The organism is Paramicrobacterium humi (genome assembly GCF_900105715.1).
GTDB classification, from domain to species: domain Bacteria; phylum Actinomycetota; class Actinomycetes; order Actinomycetales; family Microbacteriaceae; genus Paramicrobacterium; species Paramicrobacterium humi.
On sequence record NZ_FNRY01000001.1, the window covers coordinates 404,665 to 422,915 of the forward strand.

21 protein-coding genes are annotated in these 18,251 nt (G+C 68.2%); 4 read left to right on the plus strand and 17 right to left on the minus strand.

Going from position 1 to position 18,251, the window contains the following annotated elements; genetic code table 11:
- The first annotated feature begins 33 nt into the window (after positions 1–33).
- The 3 genes from coaA (at position 34) to BLV49_RS01990 (ending at position 2,937) form a co-directional block, all read left to right on the plus strand.
- Positions 34–987 carry a type I pantothenate kinase gene (gene coaA, locus BLV49_RS01980; protein WP_091179307.1) on the plus strand — a complete coding sequence of 318 codons (954 nt, stop codon included), beginning with the start codon at positions 34–36 and terminating at the stop codon, positions 985–987.
- A gap of 49 nt (positions 988–1,036) precedes the next feature.
- Complete coding sequence (locus BLV49_RS01985; RefSeq protein ID WP_091179309.1) at positions 1,037–1,384, plus strand: TIGR02611 family protein; 348 nt, start codon at positions 1,037–1,039, stop codon at positions 1,382–1,384.
- Between the two features lie 71 nt (positions 1,385–1,455).
- Positions 1,456–2,937 carry an alanine/glycine:cation symporter family protein gene (locus tag BLV49_RS01990; protein ID WP_091179310.1) on the plus strand — a complete coding sequence of 494 codons (1,482 nt, stop codon included), beginning with the start codon at positions 1,456–1,458 and terminating at the stop codon, positions 2,935–2,937.
- Positions 2,938–2,998: 61 nt separating this feature from the next.
- On the opposite strand, the gene glmM is transcribed toward BLV49_RS01990, so the two are convergent.
- The 4 genes from glmM to truA all read right to left on the minus strand — a co-directional run bounded on the left by glmM (position 2,999) and on the right by truA (position 6,364).
- Complete coding sequence (gene glmM, locus BLV49_RS01995) at positions 2,999–4,363, minus strand: phosphoglucosamine mutase (protein ID WP_091179312.1); 1,365 nt, start codon at positions 4,361–4,363, stop codon at positions 2,999–3,001.
- 21 nt (positions 4,364–4,384) lie between these two features.
- Positions 4,385–4,867: a 30S ribosomal protein S9 gene (rpsI, locus tag BLV49_RS02000; protein ID WP_091179314.1), complete on the minus strand. Its 483-nt coding sequence runs from the start codon at positions 4,865–4,867 to the stop codon at positions 4,385–4,387.
- A gap of 28 nt (positions 4,868–4,895) precedes the next feature.
- Positions 4,896–5,342 carry a 50S ribosomal protein L13 gene (gene rplM / locus BLV49_RS02005; protein ID WP_091179315.1) on the minus strand — a complete coding sequence of 149 codons (447 nt, stop codon included), beginning with the start codon at positions 5,340–5,342 and terminating at the stop codon, positions 4,896–4,898.
- 158 nt (positions 5,343–5,500) lie between these two features.
- Positions 5,501–6,364, minus strand: coding sequence for a tRNA pseudouridine(38-40) synthase TruA (gene truA, locus BLV49_RS02010; protein WP_091186612.1), 864 nt, complete (start codon positions 6,362–6,364; stop codon positions 5,501–5,503).
- A gap of 103 nt (positions 6,365–6,467) precedes the next feature.
- On the opposite strand from truA, the gene BLV49_RS02015 reads away from it, so the two are divergent.
- Entirely contained in the window at positions 6,468–8,339 is a 1,872-nt protein-coding gene (locus tag BLV49_RS02015; protein ID WP_091179317.1) for an acyltransferase family protein, read from the plus strand.
- Positions 8,340–8,342: 3 nt separating this feature from the next.
- On the opposite strand, the gene BLV49_RS02020 is transcribed toward BLV49_RS02015, so the two are convergent.
- From BLV49_RS02020 to BLV49_RS02080, 13 genes are all read right to left on the minus strand, one after another.
- Positions 8,343–9,386 (minus strand): GNAT family N-acetyltransferase, encoded by a 1,044-nt coding sequence (locus tag BLV49_RS02020; protein ID WP_091179319.1) that lies wholly within the window; start codon positions 9,384–9,386, stop codon positions 8,343–8,345.
- A 99-nt stretch (positions 9,387–9,485) separates the two neighbouring features.
- Positions 9,486–10,013 (minus strand): 50S ribosomal protein L17, encoded by a 528-nt coding sequence (rplQ, locus tag BLV49_RS02025; RefSeq protein ID WP_091179321.1) that lies wholly within the window; start codon positions 10,011–10,013, stop codon positions 9,486–9,488.
- 47 nt (positions 10,014–10,060) lie between these two features.
- A complete protein-coding gene (locus BLV49_RS02030) occupies positions 10,061–11,050 on the minus strand; it encodes a DNA-directed RNA polymerase subunit alpha (protein ID WP_091179322.1) in 990 nt (329 codons plus the stop codon).
- 117 nt (positions 11,051–11,167) lie between these two features.
- Positions 11,168–11,566: a 30S ribosomal protein S11 gene (rpsK, locus tag BLV49_RS02035; RefSeq protein WP_091179324.1), complete on the minus strand. Its 399-nt coding sequence runs from the start codon at positions 11,564–11,566 to the stop codon at positions 11,168–11,170.
- 35 nt (positions 11,567–11,601) lie between these two features.
- Positions 11,602–11,976, minus strand: a complete 375-nt coding sequence (gene rpsM / locus BLV49_RS02040; RefSeq protein ID WP_091179326.1) for a 30S ribosomal protein S13 — start codon at positions 11,974–11,976, stop codon at positions 11,602–11,604.
- A 137-nt stretch (positions 11,977–12,113) separates the two neighbouring features.
- Positions 12,114–12,230, minus strand: a complete 117-nt coding sequence (rpmJ, locus tag BLV49_RS02045; RefSeq protein WP_091179328.1) for a 50S ribosomal protein L36 — start codon at positions 12,228–12,230, stop codon at positions 12,114–12,116.
- 85 nt (positions 12,231–12,315) lie between these two features.
- Complete coding sequence (gene infA / locus BLV49_RS02050) at positions 12,316–12,537, minus strand: translation initiation factor IF-1 (RefSeq protein WP_091179331.1); 222 nt, start codon at positions 12,535–12,537, stop codon at positions 12,316–12,318.
- Between the two features lie 166 nt (positions 12,538–12,703).
- The gene (locus tag BLV49_RS02055; protein ID WP_091179333.1) at positions 12,704–13,849 is read right to left on the minus strand and encodes a mannitol-1-phosphate 5-dehydrogenase; all 1,146 of its coding nucleotides are present in this window, start codon (positions 13,847–13,849) and stop codon (positions 12,704–12,706) included.
- Positions 13,846–14,286, minus strand: a complete 441-nt coding sequence (locus BLV49_RS02060; protein WP_091179335.1) for a PTS mannitol transporter subunit IIA — start codon at positions 14,284–14,286, stop codon at positions 13,846–13,848. The genes BLV49_RS02055 and BLV49_RS02060 overlap by 4 nt, the downstream gene beginning before the upstream one ends.
- Positions 14,283–15,806: a PTS mannitol transporter subunit IIBC gene (locus BLV49_RS02065; protein ID WP_091179336.1), complete on the minus strand. Its 1,524-nt coding sequence runs from the start codon at positions 15,804–15,806 to the stop codon at positions 14,283–14,285. The genes BLV49_RS02060 and BLV49_RS02065 overlap by 4 nt, the downstream gene beginning before the upstream one ends.
- Positions 15,803–17,479 carry a phosphoenolpyruvate--protein phosphotransferase gene (ptsP, locus tag BLV49_RS02070; protein ID WP_091179338.1) on the minus strand — a complete coding sequence of 559 codons (1,677 nt, stop codon included), beginning with the start codon at positions 17,477–17,479 and terminating at the stop codon, positions 15,803–15,805. Before ptsP ends, BLV49_RS02065 begins: the two co-directional genes overlap by 4 nt.
- Positions 17,480–17,524: 45 nt before the next feature.
- On the minus strand, positions 17,525–17,791 hold the full coding sequence (locus BLV49_RS02075) for an HPr family phosphocarrier protein (RefSeq protein WP_091179340.1): 267 nt from the start codon (positions 17,789–17,791) through the stop codon (positions 17,525–17,527).
- Positions 17,792–17,870: 79 nt separating this feature from the next.
- Positions 17,871–18,182, minus strand: a complete 312-nt coding sequence (locus BLV49_RS02080; RefSeq protein ID WP_091179342.1) for a PTS sugar transporter subunit IIB — start codon at positions 18,180–18,182, stop codon at positions 17,871–17,873.
- Positions 18,183–18,251 lie beyond the last annotated feature (69 nt).

An 18,251-nucleotide genomic window follows, 5' to 3' on the forward strand; every position in this document is an offset into this window, starting at 1 on the left:
CTGTGCTGCATCCTCCCCATAGAATGACGTTTTATGCCCCTTGCGAGAGCCACAGGCGCAATTCCCGTACACACGACGCCGTTCGTCGAGATCGACCGCGCTCGGTGGGCGATGCTCGCCCCGAACATGCAGTCGCCGCTCACGAACGCGGAGATCGTCCAGCTGCGGGGCCTCGGCGACCGCATGGACATCAACGAGGTCGCCGAGGTCTATCTTCCGCTCAGCCGACTTCTGAGCCTCTACGTCGCGAACGCGAAGCGCCTGCACGATTCGACCCAGGACTTTCTCGGCGAGTCCACCGGCCGCACCCCCTTCGTCATCGCCGTCGCCGGTTCCGTCGCCGTCGGAAAGTCCACGGTGTCCCGCCTCCTGCGGGAGCTCATGGCACGCTGGCCCGACACCCCGCGCGTGGAGCTCATCACGACCGACGGCTTCCTCTACCCCAACGCCGAGCTCGAGCGCCGCGGCATCATGGACCGCAAGGGCTTCCCCGAGTCCTACGACCGGCGCGCGCTGCTGCGTTTCATCACCGAGGTGAAGTCGGGCGCCGCGGAAGTGCGCGCTCCGTTCTACTCGCACATGCAGTACGACATCGTGCCCGATGCGAGCATCGTCGTGCGCCGGCCGGACGTTCTCATCGTCGAGGGTCTCAACGTGCTGCAGCCCGCGTCGACGGGCCAGCTCTCGATCAGCGACCTGTTCGACTTCAGCGTCTACGTCGACGCGCGCACGAGCGATATCGCGCACTGGTACGAGGAGCGCTTCATGGAGCTCAAGCGCGGCGCCTTCTCGAACCCGAACTCGTACTTCAACGTCTTCACCGAGCTCGACGACGAGCAGGCCAGGGTGAAGGCGCGCTATTACTGGGACGAAGTCAACGCGCCGAACCTCGTCGAGAACATCCGTCCGACGCGCGCTCGCGCGAAGCTCGTGCTGCGCAAGGAGCGCGATCACACGGTCAGCTCCGTGCTGCTCCGCAAGATCTGAGCCGCGGCATTCACTGCCCATTCGCAGTCACGCCGCCTACCTTGGGCGCATGGCGTTCGAGTCCGAGATCAGCGCAGACATCGTGCGCGGCGAGAGCAGCAGCCATCCCCTTCATCGGATGCTGCGACAGCTGCGCGCTCGCCTCGACGGCTACCCGCGACTGCGTCGCGGCTACCGCATAGCGCTCGCTGTGTTCGGCATCCTCATCGTTCTGACGGGATTCGTCCTCGTTCCGCTCCCGGGGCCGGGCTGGCTCATCGTGTTCCTCGGACTCGCCGTCCTCGGCACCGAGTTCCGCTGGGCACGTCGACTCTCCGGCTGGCTGAAGCGCATGCTGGCCCGATTCTGGGAGTGGCAGAAGCAGCGTCGCGCGGCCCGGCGCGCGGCACGCGCCTGAGTTGCCCTCTGCCGCCCCGGCCTACCCCCTAAGATAGGGCCATCGTGCACGGGCGCACAGAGGGGGAGCGCATGGACTTAGGCGGACTTCAGGCAGCATTCGAGTGGCTGAGCGGAATCATCTGGGGACCGTACTTCCTCATTCCGCTCCTTCTCGGCACTGGCCTCTATCTGACGATTCGCCTCGGCGGACTGCAGTTCCTCAAACTCGGCGCCGCTCTGCGTCTCGGCATCCTTCGACGCAAGGATGCCGGATCCGAGGGCGACATCTCCCAGTTCCAAGCACTCACGACGGCGCTCGCGGCGACCGTCGGAACCGGCAACATCGTCGGCGTCGCGACGGCCATCGGCATCGGCGGACCCGGCGCGCTGTTCTGGATGTGGGTGACGGGCCTTCTCGGGATGGCGTCCAAATACTCCGAAGCGTTCCTCGGTGTGAGATTCCGCGGCACCGACGCCGCCGGCGAGAAGTCGGGCGGTCCCCAGTACTACCTCGAGCGCGGCATCAAGGGCCCGCTCGGCAAGATCCTCGGCCTGTCCTTCGCGATCTTCGCCGTCATCGCCTGCTTCGGCATCGGCAACATGACACAGGGAAACTCGATAGCGACGAACGTCGAGTCGAGCTTCCACGTGCCGACGTGGGTCACCGGCATCATCCTCACGGTGCTCGCCCTCATGGTGCTCGTGGGCGGAATCAAGTCGATCGGCAAGGTCACGGCCGGCTTCGTGCCCATCATGATCATCTTCTACGTGATCGGCGCCCTCTACATCCTCATCGCCAACATCGGCGAGGTGCCGGCGGCGTTCGCGCAGATCTTCACCGACGCGTTCACGGGAACGAGCGCGGTCGGCGGCTTCGCTGGCTCCGCCATCATCATCGCCGTGCAGTTCGGCGTCGCACGCGGCATCTTCTCCAACGAGTCCGGCATGGGATCTGCGGCGATCGCTGCCGCCGCCGCGCAGACGAGCCACCCGGTTCGGCAGGGACTCGTGTCGATGACGCAGACCTTCATCGACACCATCATCGTGGTCTCCTGCACGGGACTCGTCATCATCACGACCGGCACCTGGAACGAGATCGACCCGAACACCGGTGAGCAGATCTCCGCGGCGCTCATGACCGGCGAGGCGTTCTCCCACGGCCTCCCCGGCGAATGGGGGCACTGGATCGTGACGATCGGCCTGGTTATGTTCGCGTTCTCGACGATCCTCGGCTGGTCGTACTACGGCGAGCGCAACATCGAGCGACTCCTCGGCCGGCGGGCGGTGATGCCGTTCCGCATCGTGTTCTCGCTCATCGTCTTCATCGGCTGCACGGTCGAGCTCGGCGTCGTCTGGGCGTTCTCCGACATGATGAACGGACTCATGGCGCTGCCGAACCTCATCGGCCTGCTCATCCTCTCCGGGCTCATCGCCCGGGAGACGAAGCACTACCTCTCCCACGATCCGACCCTCGAGGCGACGACCGAGCAGGTCCAGGAGTTCATGGCCGGCCAGCCGGGCTGGGAGGACTGGAAGTCCCGCGACGTCGTCGGCTCGAGCCGAACCATGTGACGAGACGCGAATCGGCGCCCCGCGCGGAAGTGCGGGGCGCCGATTCGCGTTCGAGGGAGAGTCAGGCGATGCTGAGGTTTTCCCGCACGACGTTCGCGAGCTGCTCGGCGACCTGGCCGGCCGTGTCGTGATCGGCCGCTTCGACCATCACGCGCACGAGGGGCTCGGTGCCGCTCGGCCGCAGAAGCACGCGGCCGGTCTCGCCGAGCAGGTTCTCGGCGTCAGCGACGGCCTTCAGCACGGACTCATCCGAGTGCGCCCGGTTCTTGTCCACATCCTTCACATTGACCATGACCTGCGGATACACCGTCATCACGGACGCGAGCTCGGCGAGGGACTTGCCCGTGCGCGCCATCTCGCTCACGAGGTGAAGACCCGTGAGGATGCCGTCGCCCGTCGTCGCGAATTCGCTCATGATCACGTGGCCGGACTGCTCGCCGCCCAGGGCGAGGCCCTGCTCGTTCATGGCCTCGAGCACGTAACGGTCGCCGACCTTCGTCTGCAGCATCTGCACGCCGTTCTCGGCCATCGCCCGGCGCAGTCCGAGGTTGCTCATGACCGTCGCGACGAGCGTGTTGTCGGTGAGGGTGCCGCGCTCCTTCATCGACAGGGCGAGGATCGCCATGATCTGGTCGCCGTCGACGACGGTGCCGTTCGCGTCGACCGCGAGACAGCGATCGGCATCGCCGTCATGCGCGATCCCGACATCGGCGCCGTGCGCGAGAACCGCCTCGGCGAGCTTGTCGATGTGCGTGGAGCCGCAACCGTCGTTGATGTTGATGCCGTCGGGGTCGTTGCCGATCACGGTGACCTTCGCGCCGGCGTCCGAGAACACCTGTGGGGAGACGCCGGCGGCCGCCCCGTTCGCGCAGTCGATGACGACGTGCAGCCCGTCGAGCGTGTGCGGGAGGCTGCCGAGCAGGTGGATGAGGTAGCGGTCCTCGGCGTCCGCGAACCGGCGGATGCGGCCGACGTCGGCACCGGTGGGCAGCAGCTGCTCGCGCAGCATGTGCTCCTCGATGCGCTCTTCCACGACATCGGGCAGCTTGGTCCCGCCGTACGCGAAGATCTTGATGCCGTTGTCGGGCGCCGGGTTGTGCGACGCAGAGATCATGAAGCCGAAGTCGGCGTCGATGTTCTGCACGAGGAACGCGGCCGCGGGCGTGGTGATCACGCCGGCGTCGAGCACGTCCACGCCGCTCGACGCGAGGCCAGCGGCGACGGCGGCGGAGAGGAACTCCCCCGAGACGCGCGGGTCGCGAGCGACGACGGCGACGGGACGCTTCCCCTCAGCACGCCGCGCCTCAGCACGACGGCCTTGCCCAAGCACCACTGCGGTGGCTTGAGCAAGGCCGAGTGCGAGGTCGGCTGTGAGGAGACCGTTCGCGAGTCCGCGAACTCCGTCAGTCCCAAACAGTCGAGCCATGAAGAGCCTGCTGTTCGCTGACTAGCGCTTCGAGAACTGAGGAGCCTTGCGGGCCTTCTTGAGACCGGCCTTCTTGCGCTCCTTGACGCGGGCGTCACGCGAGAGGAAGCCGGCCGACTTGAGCTTCGGACGGTTGTTCTCGACGTCGATCTGGTTCAGGGCGCGGGCGATGCCGAGGCGGAGAGCGCCGGCCTGGCCCGAGGGGCCGCCGCCGGAGATGCGAGCGATGACGTCGTATCCGCCGGTCAGGTCGAGCACCGTGAACGGGTCGGTGATGAGCTGCTGGTGCAGCTTGTTCGGGAAGTAGTCGGCAAGCGCACGGCCGTTGACCGTGATCACGCCGGTGCCGGGGACGAGGCGCACGCGGGCGATTGCCTGCTTGCGGCGGCCGACGGCTGCGCCGGGAACGCTGAGGGCCGGGCGCGGTGCCGCCTCGGCGGCCTGAGCCGGCGTCTCGGTGGAGTAGTTCTCCGGGGTTTCGATGGAGTCTGCGATCTTCGCCACTGTATGAATCCTTAGCTTGTGTCGGCGCTTACTGGGCGACCTGGTCGAACGTGTACGGCTTCGGCTGCTGCGCGGCGTGCGGGTGCTCGCTGCCGGCGTACACCTTCAGCTTCTTGAGCTGTGCGGCACCGAGTGAGTTCTTCGGGAGCATTCCGCGAACGGCCTTCTCGACGGCGCGAACGGGGTTCTTCTCGAGGAGCTCGGCGTAGGTAACGGCCTTGAGCCCGCCCGGGTAGCCGGAGTGGCGATAGGCCTTCTTCTTCTCGGCCTTCTGACCGGTCAGGGCGACCTTGTCGGCGTTGACGATGATGACGAAGTCACCCGCGTCCATGTGGTTGACGAACGTCGGCTTGTGCTTGCCGCGGAGGAGGACCGCTGCGTGGCTGGCCAGGCGGCCGAGCACGACGTCGGTGGCGTCGATGACGATCCAGTCGCGCTGGATCTCATTAGCCTTCGGGGAGTAAGTGCGCGTCACAGTAGTGCTGCTTTCTTGTCGTAAGTTGGACGATCGTGAATCCCGCTCCGTCGGGTGTTCCGGAACCGGAACGCCGCACGTGGAGGGCTCAACTTCGGGTGCGTGCTGCAGAAGCCACGACACCAAAGAACAATCCTAGGCGACACGCCCGGTCGCGGTCAATTCGAGCTCAGGGTGCGCTTGGCGCGTGTGAGCAGCGTGCGCGCCTCGAGCAGCTCGTCCTCGGGGTAGCCGACCTGCACCAGGGTGAGTCCGTGCGCGGGCATGACCTTGAACGCGCTCGTTCGTTCAGCGGCATCGCGGAGGCGAACGAGATCGGCGGCGGCGAGCGCCCCCTCCCCGACGGCGACGCACGCGCCCGTGAGCGAGCGCACCATGCTGTGGCAGAACGCGTCGGCACGCACCTCGGCGACGACGCGGCCCGCGGCATCGCGGCTCCAGCGGAAGTCCTGCAGCGTGCGGATCGTCGTGGCGCCCTCGCGCGGCTTGCAGTAGGCGCCGAAGTCGTGCAGGCCGACGAGCGAGCGGGCGGCGGCGTCCATGGCGTCGACGTCGAGGCGGCCCGGATGCCACGCGACAGTGCGCCGCTCGAGCGGATTGCGTCCCGTCGCCGCGTCGGCGATGCGGTACTCGTAGCGGCGCCAGGAGGCGGAGAAGCGCGCGTCGAAGCCGGAGGGCGCCTCTCCGGCAGCCATCACGACGACGTCGCTGTTTCTGCCGAGCACTCCCCCGACCCGCCGCGCGAGCGCCTCGGCCGCCGACTGCTCGGGGTAGCCGCGGCGGCGCTGGCGGGTGAGGACGTCGATGTGCCGCTCGGCGAGGTCGACGTGGGCGACCTGACCGGTCGCGTGCACGCCCGCATCCGTTCGACCGGCGACGACCAGACGGGGCTCGTCGCCGCGGCGGCCGAACACGGTCGCGATGGCGTCTTCGAGCACGCCCTGCACGGTGCGCAGCCCCGGCTGGCGCGCCCAGCCGGAGAAATCGGTGCCGTCATAGGCGATATCCAGGCGGAATCGCACGGTGCCGGCGCTCGGATCGATCACGGCTGCCAGTCTATGCGCGCCACCCAGCGCTCTCTCATCGCTCGCGCACACGGACGGGCTACCCTGAGGCGGTCGCACTATGAGTCACGAACCCGCCCCCACTTTCGCTCTCGCCGCCGGCCGCATCCACTACGCGGGCCTCGACGGCCTTCGCGCCATCGCCGTCGCGGCGGTTCTCGTGTATCACCTGTTCCCTCGCGCGCTTCCCGGCGGGTTCATCGGCGTGGACGTGTTCTTCGTCATCTCCGGCTTCCTCATCACGAGCCTTCTGCTGCGCGAAAAAGCGAGCACAGGGCGCGTGGATCTCCGCTCATTCTGGGGGCGCCGCGCCCGCCGCATCCTTCCCGCCCTCGTCATCGTCGTCACGGCGTCGACGACTGCGGCGCTGCTTGTCGGCGGGGACGTGCTCGTGCGCATCGGCCGGCAGATCCTCGGCGCGGCGACGTTCAGCTACAACTGGGTCGCGGTCGCGGGAGGCGGCTCGTACTTCGACCAGCTCTCGCCCGAGATGTTCCGCACGCTCTGGTCGCTCGCCGTCGAGGAGCAGTTCTACATCGTCTGGCCGCTGCTGCTTCTCGCCCTGCTCTTCGTGCGCTCCCGCTGGGCGCGCGCGGCCGTGCTCGTCGTCGCCGCCGCAGGTTCGGCCATCTGGATGGCGACGCTCTTCATGCCGGGCGGTGACGCGACCCGGGTGTACTACGGAACTGACACGCACGCGTTCGGGCTGCTGATCGGGGCGGCGCTCGCTGTGCTGCTCGAGGGCAGGCTCGGTGCGGGGCTGCCCCGCGCCGCCGGTCGCGCGACGCGGATCGCGATCGACGCGGCCGGAACAGCGGCTCTCGTCGGGATCGGCGTCGCGATGGTCGTTCTCGGTGACGCCGCGGACGCCACATATCGCGGCGGTCTCGCCGTCGCCTCGGTGCTCACCGTCGTCGTGATTGCCGCGGCGATCCGGCCGGACTCTCGGCTTGGCGCGCGACTCGACGCCGGCGCCCTGCGTTGGATGGGCCGCCGCTCGTACGGCATCTACTTGTGGCACTGGCCGATCTTCACGCTGCTGCTCGCGGGCGCGGGCGGTGCGACGAGCCAGGCGCCGCCGCTCGCGGCATCCGTTCTCGCCGTTCTGATCACGCTCGTCGTCGCGGAGCTGTCATTCCGCTTCGCGGAGAACCCGGTGCGTCGGCGCGGCTTCGCGGGGTGCGTGCGCGCGTTCGGCCGGGCCGTGCGGACGCGGACGCCGCGCACGATCGTGGCCGCGAGCACGGCCCTCGTACTCGTCGCCCTCGCCGGCTCGACGCTGACGGCGATCGCCGTCGCTCCGCAGAAGTCGACTGTCGAGGCGCTCATCGCGCACGCCCGGCAGGCGGCGCACACGCGCAGCGTGGCGCCGAGCGCGCAGCCGTCGACGCGACCCACGGTCACGGGCGACAACATCACGGCCGTCGGCGACTCCGTCATGCTCGCGGCGGCGCCGGCCCTGCAGGAGGCGTTTCCCGGCATCGACGTGGACGCGAAGGTGTCGCGCTCGATGTATGCCGCTCCCGGCATCCTGCGGCGACTCGACGACGAGGGTCGGCTGCGCGGAACGGTCGTGCTCGGCCTCGGCACGAACGGGCCGATCTCAAAGTCCACGCTCGCGGACGTCGCGCGCGTGCTTGGCCCGCAGCGGCAGCTCGTTCTCGTGAGCGCCTTCGCGCCGCGCGACTGGATCGCCGGCGTCAACGCCGAGCTCGGCGACTTCGCCTCACGACACCGTACGACGGTGCTCGCCGACTGGTGCGGCGACATCGAGCCGCGTTCGAGGGAGCTGCTCGCCGGCGACGGCATCCATCCCGGCGAGAAGGGCGGCGAGGTGTACGCGAAGTCGATCGCCGCTGCCCTGCAGGCGCTCGCCGATCTGCCGCCGGCCGCGGGGACGCAGCACGGCCACAACCTGCCCGTCGCGCGGTGAGGGTCACACCTCGAGCACGTACGACAGGTCGCGATCGCCGAGGCTGAAGCCCATGCTCTGGTAGAGCGTGTTCGCCCCCGTTGGGCTGTCGGAGTCCACGTCGAGCTCGGAGCGCTCGATGCCCGCGGATTTGTGCGCCTGCAGGGCGGCAGCGATGACCGCGGGGGCGAGGCGCTGGCCGCGGTGGTCGCGCACGACGCCGACGTACTCGATGTAGGCCTTGGCGTACCCTGCGGCGTCCCAGTCGGACTCGTTGACGGACGTGAGCGCGAACGCGACGACGCGCCGTGAACCGTCCTCCCCCGGTACGACTGCGACGCGGGAGAGGTCGTTGCGGAACTCGGGCGACGAGGTCAAGTGGCCCCAGCGCTCGACGGTCATCGGCTGGCTGCCCCAGTGGTCGCGGAAGGCGTCGTTGCGTGCGACCCGCGTGGCCTCGATGAGGTCGGCGGACAGCGGAACTATCTGCACGTCGGCCTTCGCCGGGATCGGCTCGATCGGCTCGTCAAGCCGACGCACCATCTGGGTGAAGTAGCGCGTGAGGGTGAAACCGGCGCGCTCGGCGAGGTGCTGGGCGGGCACGTTGCTCTCGGCCTCGTGCAGCATGCTCCAGCCGGGAAGCGGCTTGTCACTCGCGGCGAGCAGCTGCAGCGAGCGGTCGCGCTGCCAGGCGAGAAGCAGCCGCCCGATGCCGCGGCCGCGCCAGTCGGGGTGCACGGCGCCGTCGAGGTACACCTGCACGCGTGTCGCCTGGCCCTGTGCGATAGCGGCGATGCCGAACGCGATGACCGTTCCGCTCTCGTCGAGCGCGAGAAGCGAGTCCGTGGCGAGGTCGAGCATCGACGATCCCATGGCGTCGTCGATCTCGGTACGGGTCACGGACCACGCCGGGTGATCCGCCCGTCTGACGGCATCCAGCATCGTCATGATGTCGTCGAGATCGTCGCGTTTCGCGGGACGCCAGGTGGCGACGTCGGGATGCTGCGGGAGCGGCAGCTCGGCGGGGGCGGTGACACGGTCCTGAAGTGGTGCGCTGGTATCAGCCATGCGCCCAGAATATCGGCCCACCCTGGGACGCCTCCCGCCGGATGCGCGAAGGCCCCGGCATCCGTGCGGATGCCGGGGCCTTCGACAGGCGCGCGGTCGTTACTTCGACTCGTCCTCGGCGGAAGCCTCGGTCTCCGCGGGAGCCTCAGCCTCGGCCGGAGCCTCGGTCTGCGCGGTCTCCTCGGCCGGAGCCTCGGTCGTCTCCGCAGGGGCCTCCTCGACGGGCTTCGCGGCCGTCTTTGTCGAGGACTTCTTCACCTTGGGGGTGACGGGCTCGAGAACGAGCTCGATCACAGCCATGGGAGCGTTGTCGCCCTTGCGGTTGCCGATCTTCGTGATGCGGGTGTAGCCGCCCTCACGCTCGGCGACGAGCGGCGCGATCTCGGTGAAGAGCTCGTGCACGACGGTCTTGTCGCCGATGCTCGAGAGCACGCGACGGCGCGAGTGCAGGTCGCCGCGCTTCGCGAACGTGATGAGACGCTCGGCGACGGGGCGCAGGCGCTTTGCCTTCGTCTCGGTCGTCGTGATGCGCTTGTGGGTGAACAGGGCTGCGGCCTGGTTGGCGAGCAGCAGGCGCTCGTGCGCCGGGCCGCCTCCGAGGCGGGGTCCCTTAGTCGGCTTAGGCATTCTCGTATTTCTCCAAAATCATCTCGGGCTGTCGAGGCGACAGGCCGTTAGTTGTTCTCGTCTTCGTAGCCCGAGTAGAAGTGCGCGCCGTCGAACCCGGGAACCGAGTCCTTGAGCGAGAGCCCCATCTCGACGAGCTTGTCGCGAACCTCGTCGACCGACTTCTGGCCGAAGTTGCGGATGTTCATCAGCTGCGTCTCGCTCAGGGCGACGAGCTCGGACACCGTGTTGATGCCCTCGCGCTTGAGGCAGTTGTAGGAACGGACCGACAGGTCGAGGTCCTCGATCGGAACCGAGAGCTCGCTCGAGAGCACGGCCTCTGCGGGGGCCGCGCCGAGCTCGATGCCCTCGGCCTGGTTGTTGAGCTCCTTGGCGAGGCCGAAGAGCTCGACGAGGGTGCTTCCCGCCGAGGCGATCGCGTCGCGCGGCGTGATCGCGGGCTTGGTCTCGACGTCGACCACGAGGCGGTCGAAGTCGGTGCGCTCACCGGCACGAGTCGCCTCGACGCGGTAGGTGACCTTGAGAACGGGCGAGTAGATCGAGTCGATCGGGATCTGCCCAGCCTCGGAGAACTCGTTGCGGTTCTGGTTCGCCGACACGTAGCCGCGGCCGCGCTCGATCGTGAGCTCGAGCTCGAACTTCGCGTTCTCGTTGAGCGTCGCGATGACGAGCTCGGGGTTGTGCACCTCGACACCGGCGGGAGCCGAGATGTCAGCGGCGGTGACCTGGCCGGAGCCGGTCTTGCGCAGGTACGCGGTGATCGGCTCGTCGTGCTCGCTCGAGACGACGAGGCCCTTGATGTTGAGGATGATCTCGGTGACGTCTTCCTTCACACCGGGGATCGTGCTGAACTCGTGCAGCACGCCGTCGATGCGGACGCTCGTGACGGCGGCGCCGGGGATCGACGAGAGAAGGGTGCGGCGAAGCGAGTTGCCGAGGGTGTATCCGAAGCCCGGCTCCAGCGGCTCGATGACGAAGCGGCTGCGGAACTCCGAGATGTTCTCCTCGGCGAGCGTGGGACGCTGTGCAATAAGCACTATGTATTCCTTTCGGCTAAGTGTCCGCTATATGACACTTGCGTTGACGGGATATTGAGTTGTGTTAACCCCGAGAATCGAGCCGGGTGTTCCGGCCCGATCTCGGGTATGAAGTGCTTAGACGCGGCGACGCTTCGGCGGGCGGCATCCGTTGTGCGCCTGCGGCGTGACGTCGTTGATCGATCCGACCTCGAGACCGGCGGCCTGGAGCGAACGGATCGCCGTCTCGCGACCAGAGCCCGGGCCCTTGACGAAGACGTCGACCTTCTTCATGCCGTGCTCCTGCGCCTGGCGCGCGGCCGACTCGGCGGCGAGCTGTGCGGCGAACGGGGTCGACTTGCGCGAGCCCTTGAAGCCGACGCCACCGGAGGACGCCCAGCTGATGACCGCGCCCGAGGGGTCGCTGATCGAGACGATCGTGTTGTTGAACGTCGACTTGATGTGGGCCTGGCCCACGGCGATGTTCTTCTTTTCCTTCTTGCGCGGCTTACGAACGGCCGACTTTGGTGCTGCCATTGGTTATCTCCTGAATCCTTGAGGCGAGGCCGGACCTAGCGGGCCTTCTTCTTGCCGGCCACGGTGCGCTTCGGGCCCTTGCGGGTGCGGGCGTTGGTCTTGGTGCGCTGACCGCGAACCGGGAGACCGCGACGGTGGCGGATGCCCTCGTACGAGCCGATCTCGACCTTGCGGCGGATGTCAGCGGCCACCTCGCGGCGAAGGTCACCCTCCACCTTGAAGTTGCCCTCGATGTAGTCACGAAGTGCGACGAGCTGGTCGTCGGTGAGGTCCTTGACGCGGATGTTCCCGTCAATTCCGGTGTCGGCGAGGGTCTTGAGGGCCCTCGTGCGGCCCACACCGTAGATGTACGTCAGTGCGACTTCCACGCGCTTTTCGCGGGGAATGTCTACGCCGGCGAGACGTGCCATGATGGCTTCTCCTTGGAGTAAGTGGAGGTGTGGAGCAGTTCCGGTGCCAGGGCCTCCGCCCCTGGGTGTCCCCCGTTACGGGTTCTGGAACTGCCGTTTTTCATTTGTGTTGCGTGCGGCGACGTGCGCCGCGTCTGCTAGCCCTGGCGCTGCTTGTGGCGCGGGTTGTTCTTGCAGATGACCATCACGCGTCCGTGCCGACGGATCACCTTGCAGTGATCGCAGATGCGCTTGACGCTGGGGTGGACCTTCATGTTGTTCCTCTGTTCGCTGTCCTCGTGAAGAGCACGGCTCTGCCTTTCGGGCATGGCTGTGCTCAGCCGTTACTTACAGCGCGACTTATTTGTAGCGGTAGACGATCCGGCCGCGGGTGAGGTCGTAAGGGGTCAGCTCCACGATCACGCGGTCCTCGGGGAGGATGCGGATGTAGTGCTGGCGCATCTTGCCCGAGATGTGGGCAAGCACCTTGTGACCGTTGGTCAGCTCAACACGGAACATCGCGTTGGGCAGCGCCTCGATCACAGATCCTTCGATCTCAATGACACCGTCTTTTTTGGCCATAGACTCACTGTCGCTCAGGTTTGTCGCACTGGTCGTGCGTTGGATTTCGGTGCCGGAAGACACGCCGCGCGGCGTGCACAATGCACCAACAGACAATCGTATGTGATAAATGGCCGTTGCGCCAGTTGAGGTTGCGCTGTGCGGTGCGGGTCGAGCCCGGCGGGAATCAGGGCCGCTTGACGGCGGCGACTTCGTCGCGAACCCGGTCGAAGAGCGGATGCCGCGGCTCGAGGCCCGTCACCTGCTCGGTGAACTGCGCCGCATCGAGCTCCTCGAGCAGATCGGCCATCTCCTGGCTCTGCTCGTCCTCCGGGATGTGGAACTGCAGGGCCGCGCCGATCGCCTCGATGAGCGCGTCGCACGAGCCGCCGTTCTCCGCGATCGCGGCGGCCGGTCCGATGAACCGCTCGTGTCTGCTGAGCTTGCGCAGCGGCTGGCGTCCGACGCGCTGCACCGTGTCGGGCAGGTGCGGGTTCGCGAAGCGGGTGAGGATCGTCTCCCGGTAGGCGTCTTGCGTCGCCACGTCGAGACCGTGGGTCTGCACGAGATAGGCGGAGGTCTCCTCGAGCACCCGGCGCACCTTCGCCCCCACGTTGGGGTCGGTGATCGCGTCGGAGATCTTGTCGATGCCCGCGAGGAACCCGAAGTACGCGGTCGAGGCGTGCCCCGTGTTCACGGTGAAGAGCTTCCGCTCGATGTAGGGGGCGAGGTCGTCGACGAAGTGGGCGCCCGTGATGGGCGGCTCGTTCCCGGCGAAGGGTCCGCGCTCGATCGCCCACTCGTAGAACGCCTCGACGGTGACGTCGATGCCCGACGAGGCGTCCTGGGCGGGAACGATGCGGTCGACGGCGGTGTTCGCGAACACGGCCCGCTGCTGCAGCGTCGCCCAGTCGCCGCCCGCGTTCTCGATGATCGACTCGCGCAGCGTGTCGGTCGCTCCGATCGCGTTCTCGCACGCCATGACGGCGACGGGCGCGGCATCCGCCGAGCGGGCGGCGAGCCCCTTGGCGATGACGGGCGCGATGAACCGGAGCACGTTCGGCCCGACCGCCGTGGTGACGACGTCGGCGGTCGCGATCTCCTGCACGACCGCGTCTTCGTTCTCGGCGGAGTTGACGGCGTCGAAGCCGGTGACGACGCGGTCCACGCCGCCCTCACCGACCTCGTGCACCGTGTACCGATCGGCCGCCTTGAGCTGGTCGATCAGCACGGGGTTCACATCGGAGAAGACGACATCGTAGCCGGCGTCGTGCAGCAGCAGGCCGACGAAGCCGCGCCCGATGTTGCCCGCGCCGAAGTGAACAGCCTTCATTCTTCGTTTACCTCCTCGAGAAGCGCGTACAGCGCGTCCGCATCGGGGGCGTCGATGAGCTGCTGCACCGACTCCTCCTCCGAGAACACGATCGCGATCTTCGACAGGATCTCGAGGTGCTCGTTGCCGACCCCGGCGATGCCGACGACGAAGCGGACTTCGTCGCCGTCCCAGTCGATCGGGTTCGTGTAGCGCACGAAGGAGAGCATCGAACGGCTGATCTCGTCCTTCGCCTCGTTCGTCCCGTGCGGGATCGCGAGGAAGTTGCCCATGTACGTCGACACTGTCTTCTCACGATCGCGCATGGCGTCGACGTACGCGTCCGTCACGGCTCCCGCCTGAACCAGCATCCGGCCGGCCTCGGCGATCGCCTCGTCCCGCGTGGTGGCCTCCCCCGAGGCCACCACGTTGTCCTTCGTCAGGATGTCATCGCTCACTCACTGTCCCCCTTGCTCTGCTTCACCCGCTGCACGACCTCGTCGTACTTCGGGCTGTTCATGAAGTTGTCGACCGACACGTGCACGGAGTTCGGCGACTTCTGCCGCGCGCGCTCCGTCAGTTCATTCTGCGTCACGACGAGGTCCGCGTCACCGGTGAGGTTCGCGATCGCCTGGTTCGTGACCTTCACGTCGGTGACCCCCGCCTTCTTGAGCTTGTTCCGCAGCACGGACGCGCCCATCGCGCTCGAGCCCATTCCAGCGTCGCAGGCGAACACGATGTTGTCGATGGGGCCTGCGATCGTCGTCGTCTGCGCTTCGGGCGCTGCGCCTTCGGCGGCGGCGCTGCCCATGGTGCCGAGCACGCTCGACTTCTTGCCCTTGTTCGCCTCGGTCTGCGCGATGGCGGCGCTCAGGTCGCCGGCGTTCTCGCTTGCGAGGTCACGCTTGCGGGACGCCCGCAGGATGACAGCGGAGATGATGAACGACACCGCGGCGGCGCCCACGACCGAGAGGATCACGCCGACGTAGCTGTCAGGCGCCGTCTGGATGAGCACGGCGATGATGCTTCCCGGCGAGGCGGGCGCTCGGAGGCCGGTCTGGAAGGCCGCGTTGATCGCGACGCCCGTCATGCCGCCCGCGATGGCCGCGATGATCAGCATGGGCTTCATGAGCACGTACGGGAAGTAGATCTCGTGGATGCCGCCGAAGAACTGGATGATGATCGCACCGGGTGCGCTCGCCTTCGCCATGCCGACGCCGAAGAACATGAACGCGAGCAGGATGCCGACGCCAGGTCCGGGGTTCGCCTCGATGAGGAACAGGATCGACTTGCCCTGCTGGGCGACCTGGTCGACGCCGAGCGGCGTGAACACGCCGTGGTTGATGGCGTTGTTGAGGAACAGCACCTTGCCGGGCTCGACGAGCAGGCTCGCGAGCGGAAGCAGGTGCATGCCGACGAGCCAGCCGACGGCGGTCTCGAGGATGTGGCTGAGCCACGTGACGACGGGAGCGATGCCGAAGAAGCCCGCGAGGGCGAGCAGGCCGCCGAGGATTCCGGCCGAGAAGTTGTTGACGAGCATCTCGAAGCCGGCCTTGATCTTGCCGTCCCAGATCGCGTCGACCTTCTTCATGAGCCACGCGGCGAGCGGTCCCATGATCATGGCGCCGATGAACATCGGCACGTCGCTGCCGACGATGACGCCCATCGTCGCGATCGCGCCGACGACGCCGCCGCGCGTGTCGTAGACCATCTTGCCGCCCGTGTAGGCGAGCAGCAGCGGCAGCATGTACGTGATCATCGGGCCGACGAGGCCCGTGTACTCGTTGCCCGCCGCGTCGGGGAAGCCCCCGAGCTGAGGAACCGGCGTCCACCCGGTCTGGATGAAGAAGGCGGTGATGAGACCCCAGGCGATGAAGGCGCCGATGTTGGGCATCACCATGCCGGAGAGGAACGTGCCGAAGCGCTGGACGTGGACGCGCGCCCCTCCCGGCTTCGACGGTGCAGACGTCGATGTCATGGTTGTCTCACTTTCTGTGCTGTGTCGGCCGCGTCGCGCACGGCCGACTTTGCCGATGCCGCGTCATCGGCGGCAAGGGCGATCTGGGCAAGGTTCTGTGCCGTTTCGAGGTCGAAGCCGGCGAGGGAGAGTCGGACGTCGAGCAGGGCCGACGGCGACATGGAGAGGCTTGTCGCGCCGAGGCCGACGAGCACGACGGCGAGCAGCGGATCCGCGGCTGCCTCGCCGCAGATGCCGACGGGCTTGCCGAGCTGCGCGCCGGCGCGGCCGACCTCGCCGATGAGGCGGAGCACGGCCGGGTGCCAGGGATCCTGGAAGCTCGCGACGGAGCCGAGCAGCCGGTCCGCGGCGAGCGTGTACTGGGTGAGGTCGTTCGTGCCGATCGACGCGAAGTCGCACGCGGCGAGCGCCTTCTCGGCGAGCAGGGCGACGGAGGGTATCTCGACCATGATTCCCGCCGTCTTGATGCCGAGCTCCCGCGCGAGCTCGACGAAGTACCGGGTCTCCTCGACGCCCGAGACCATGGGCGCCATGACCCACAGGTCCGCATCGGTCTGCGCGTCGGCCTCGGCGAGCGCCGTGAGCTGGTCGCGCAGGATCTCCTCGCGGGCGCGCAGGGCGCGCAAGCCCCGAAGGCCGAGTGCGGGGTTCTCCTCCTCCGCGTTCGAGAGGAACGGCAGGGGCTTGTCGGCGCCCGCGTCGAGCACGCGCACGACGACCTTCTTGCCGGCGAAGGCGGTGAGCAGCCGCACGTAGTGCTCGCGCTGCTGCTCGACGCTCGGCGCGGTGTCTCCCGCGTCGAGGAACAGGAACTCGGTGCGGAACAGGCCAACGCCCTCCGCGCCGAGGGCGACGGCGGCGTCGGCGCCGTCGCTCGAGCCGAGGTTCGCGAGCAGCGGCACGGCCGTGCCGTCGGCCAGCACGCCTGGGCCGGTGGGGCCGGATGCCGCGGCGGAGCGCTCCGCGATGCGCTGCGTCACGTGCGCGGCGAGCTCTGCGGACGGGTCCGTGAGGACGCTTCCGGCGGCGGCATCCACAACGACCGTCGTGCCGTCGGCGATGTCGAGCGCGTTCGCGGTGCCGACGACGGCGACGATGGACTTCTCGCGGGCGAGGATCGCGGTGTGCGAGGTGGGGCCGCCGTCGCTCGTGACGAGCGCGAGCACCTTGTCGAGGTCGAGCAGGGCGGTGTCGGCGGGCGCGAGATCGCGCGCGATGAGCACGAACGGCTCGGCGGGCTGCGGGACGCCGGGAGCGGGAACGCCGGCGAGGTCGGCGATGACGCGCTGCGACACGTCGTCGAGGTCGGCGGCGCGTTCGCCGAGGTAGCCGCCCATGGCCGCGAGCTGGTCGCGGAAGGAGGCGAACGCCTCGAACACGGCCCGCTCGGCGGTCTTCCCGTCGCTGATGCCCGCGGTCACGAGTTCGACGAGGGAGGGGTCCTCGGCCATCATGGCCTGCGCCTCGAGCACGTCCTTCGCGGTTCCGCCGGCGGAGGCGCCGCGCTTCTCGAGCTCACGCGCGACGGCGGCCATCGACGCGGCGGCGCGCGCCGACTCCTCGTCGGTGCCGCGCGAGCTGCGCTCATCGCGCGGCTCCGGCAGCGGGTCGGGCATGCGGATCGTCTGCCCGATGGCGACGCCCTGCCCGATTCCTGTTCCCGTGTACTCCATCAGCGACCTCCTCGTTTGCTCGAGGCCGCCCCGCGCATCGGGCGGTCAGGCCTCGTCGTGATCGGTGACGAGCAGCTCCTCGAGCTCGCCCATGACCTTCTCGTCGTCGCCGCCCTCGACTGTGAGCGTGACTTCGTCGCCGAAGTCGACGCCGAGGGAGATGACTCCGAGAATGCTCGCCGCGTTGACGGCCTTGTCGCCCTTGCGGATCGTGACCGTGGCGCCGGAGCCGGCTGCCGCCTGCGTGAAGAGCTTGGCCGGGCGAGCGTGCAGTCCGTGCGACGATCCGATCCGAATTGTGCGTTCTGCCATGGGGTCCTCCTTCGTCGCTGAGGGCTGCTGTGCTGATCACCATAGTCCGGGTGCCCGGCGCGGCACAACGAGTGGCGGATCATTGGCCTGCTCCAGCGACGTCGAGAGCGAGGTCAAGAACGGCGGAGCCGTCAGCGTTCGCGGATGCCGCTTCGGGCAGCACGGCGACCGCTACGCCGGCCGCGCGAGCCATCACGGCGAGCTCGTCGGCGCGGTCGGCGAGGTGCGCGCCGAGCAGCAGAACGTCGGCGCCGGCGAGCGCGCCCGGGAGCGCGCTGAGCGGCGTCGCCGTGACCGCGAGGTCGATGCCGCGGGCAGCGGCGGCGCGACGCACGCGCAGCGCCACGAACGTCGACGACGCTCCGGCACCGCACGCCACAAGGATCTTCACTGTTCCGCCTGCTTTCAGCTCCAGCCTCCACTCTCGCCCGCGGGTCGTGTCGGGGCCAGCACGCAACCT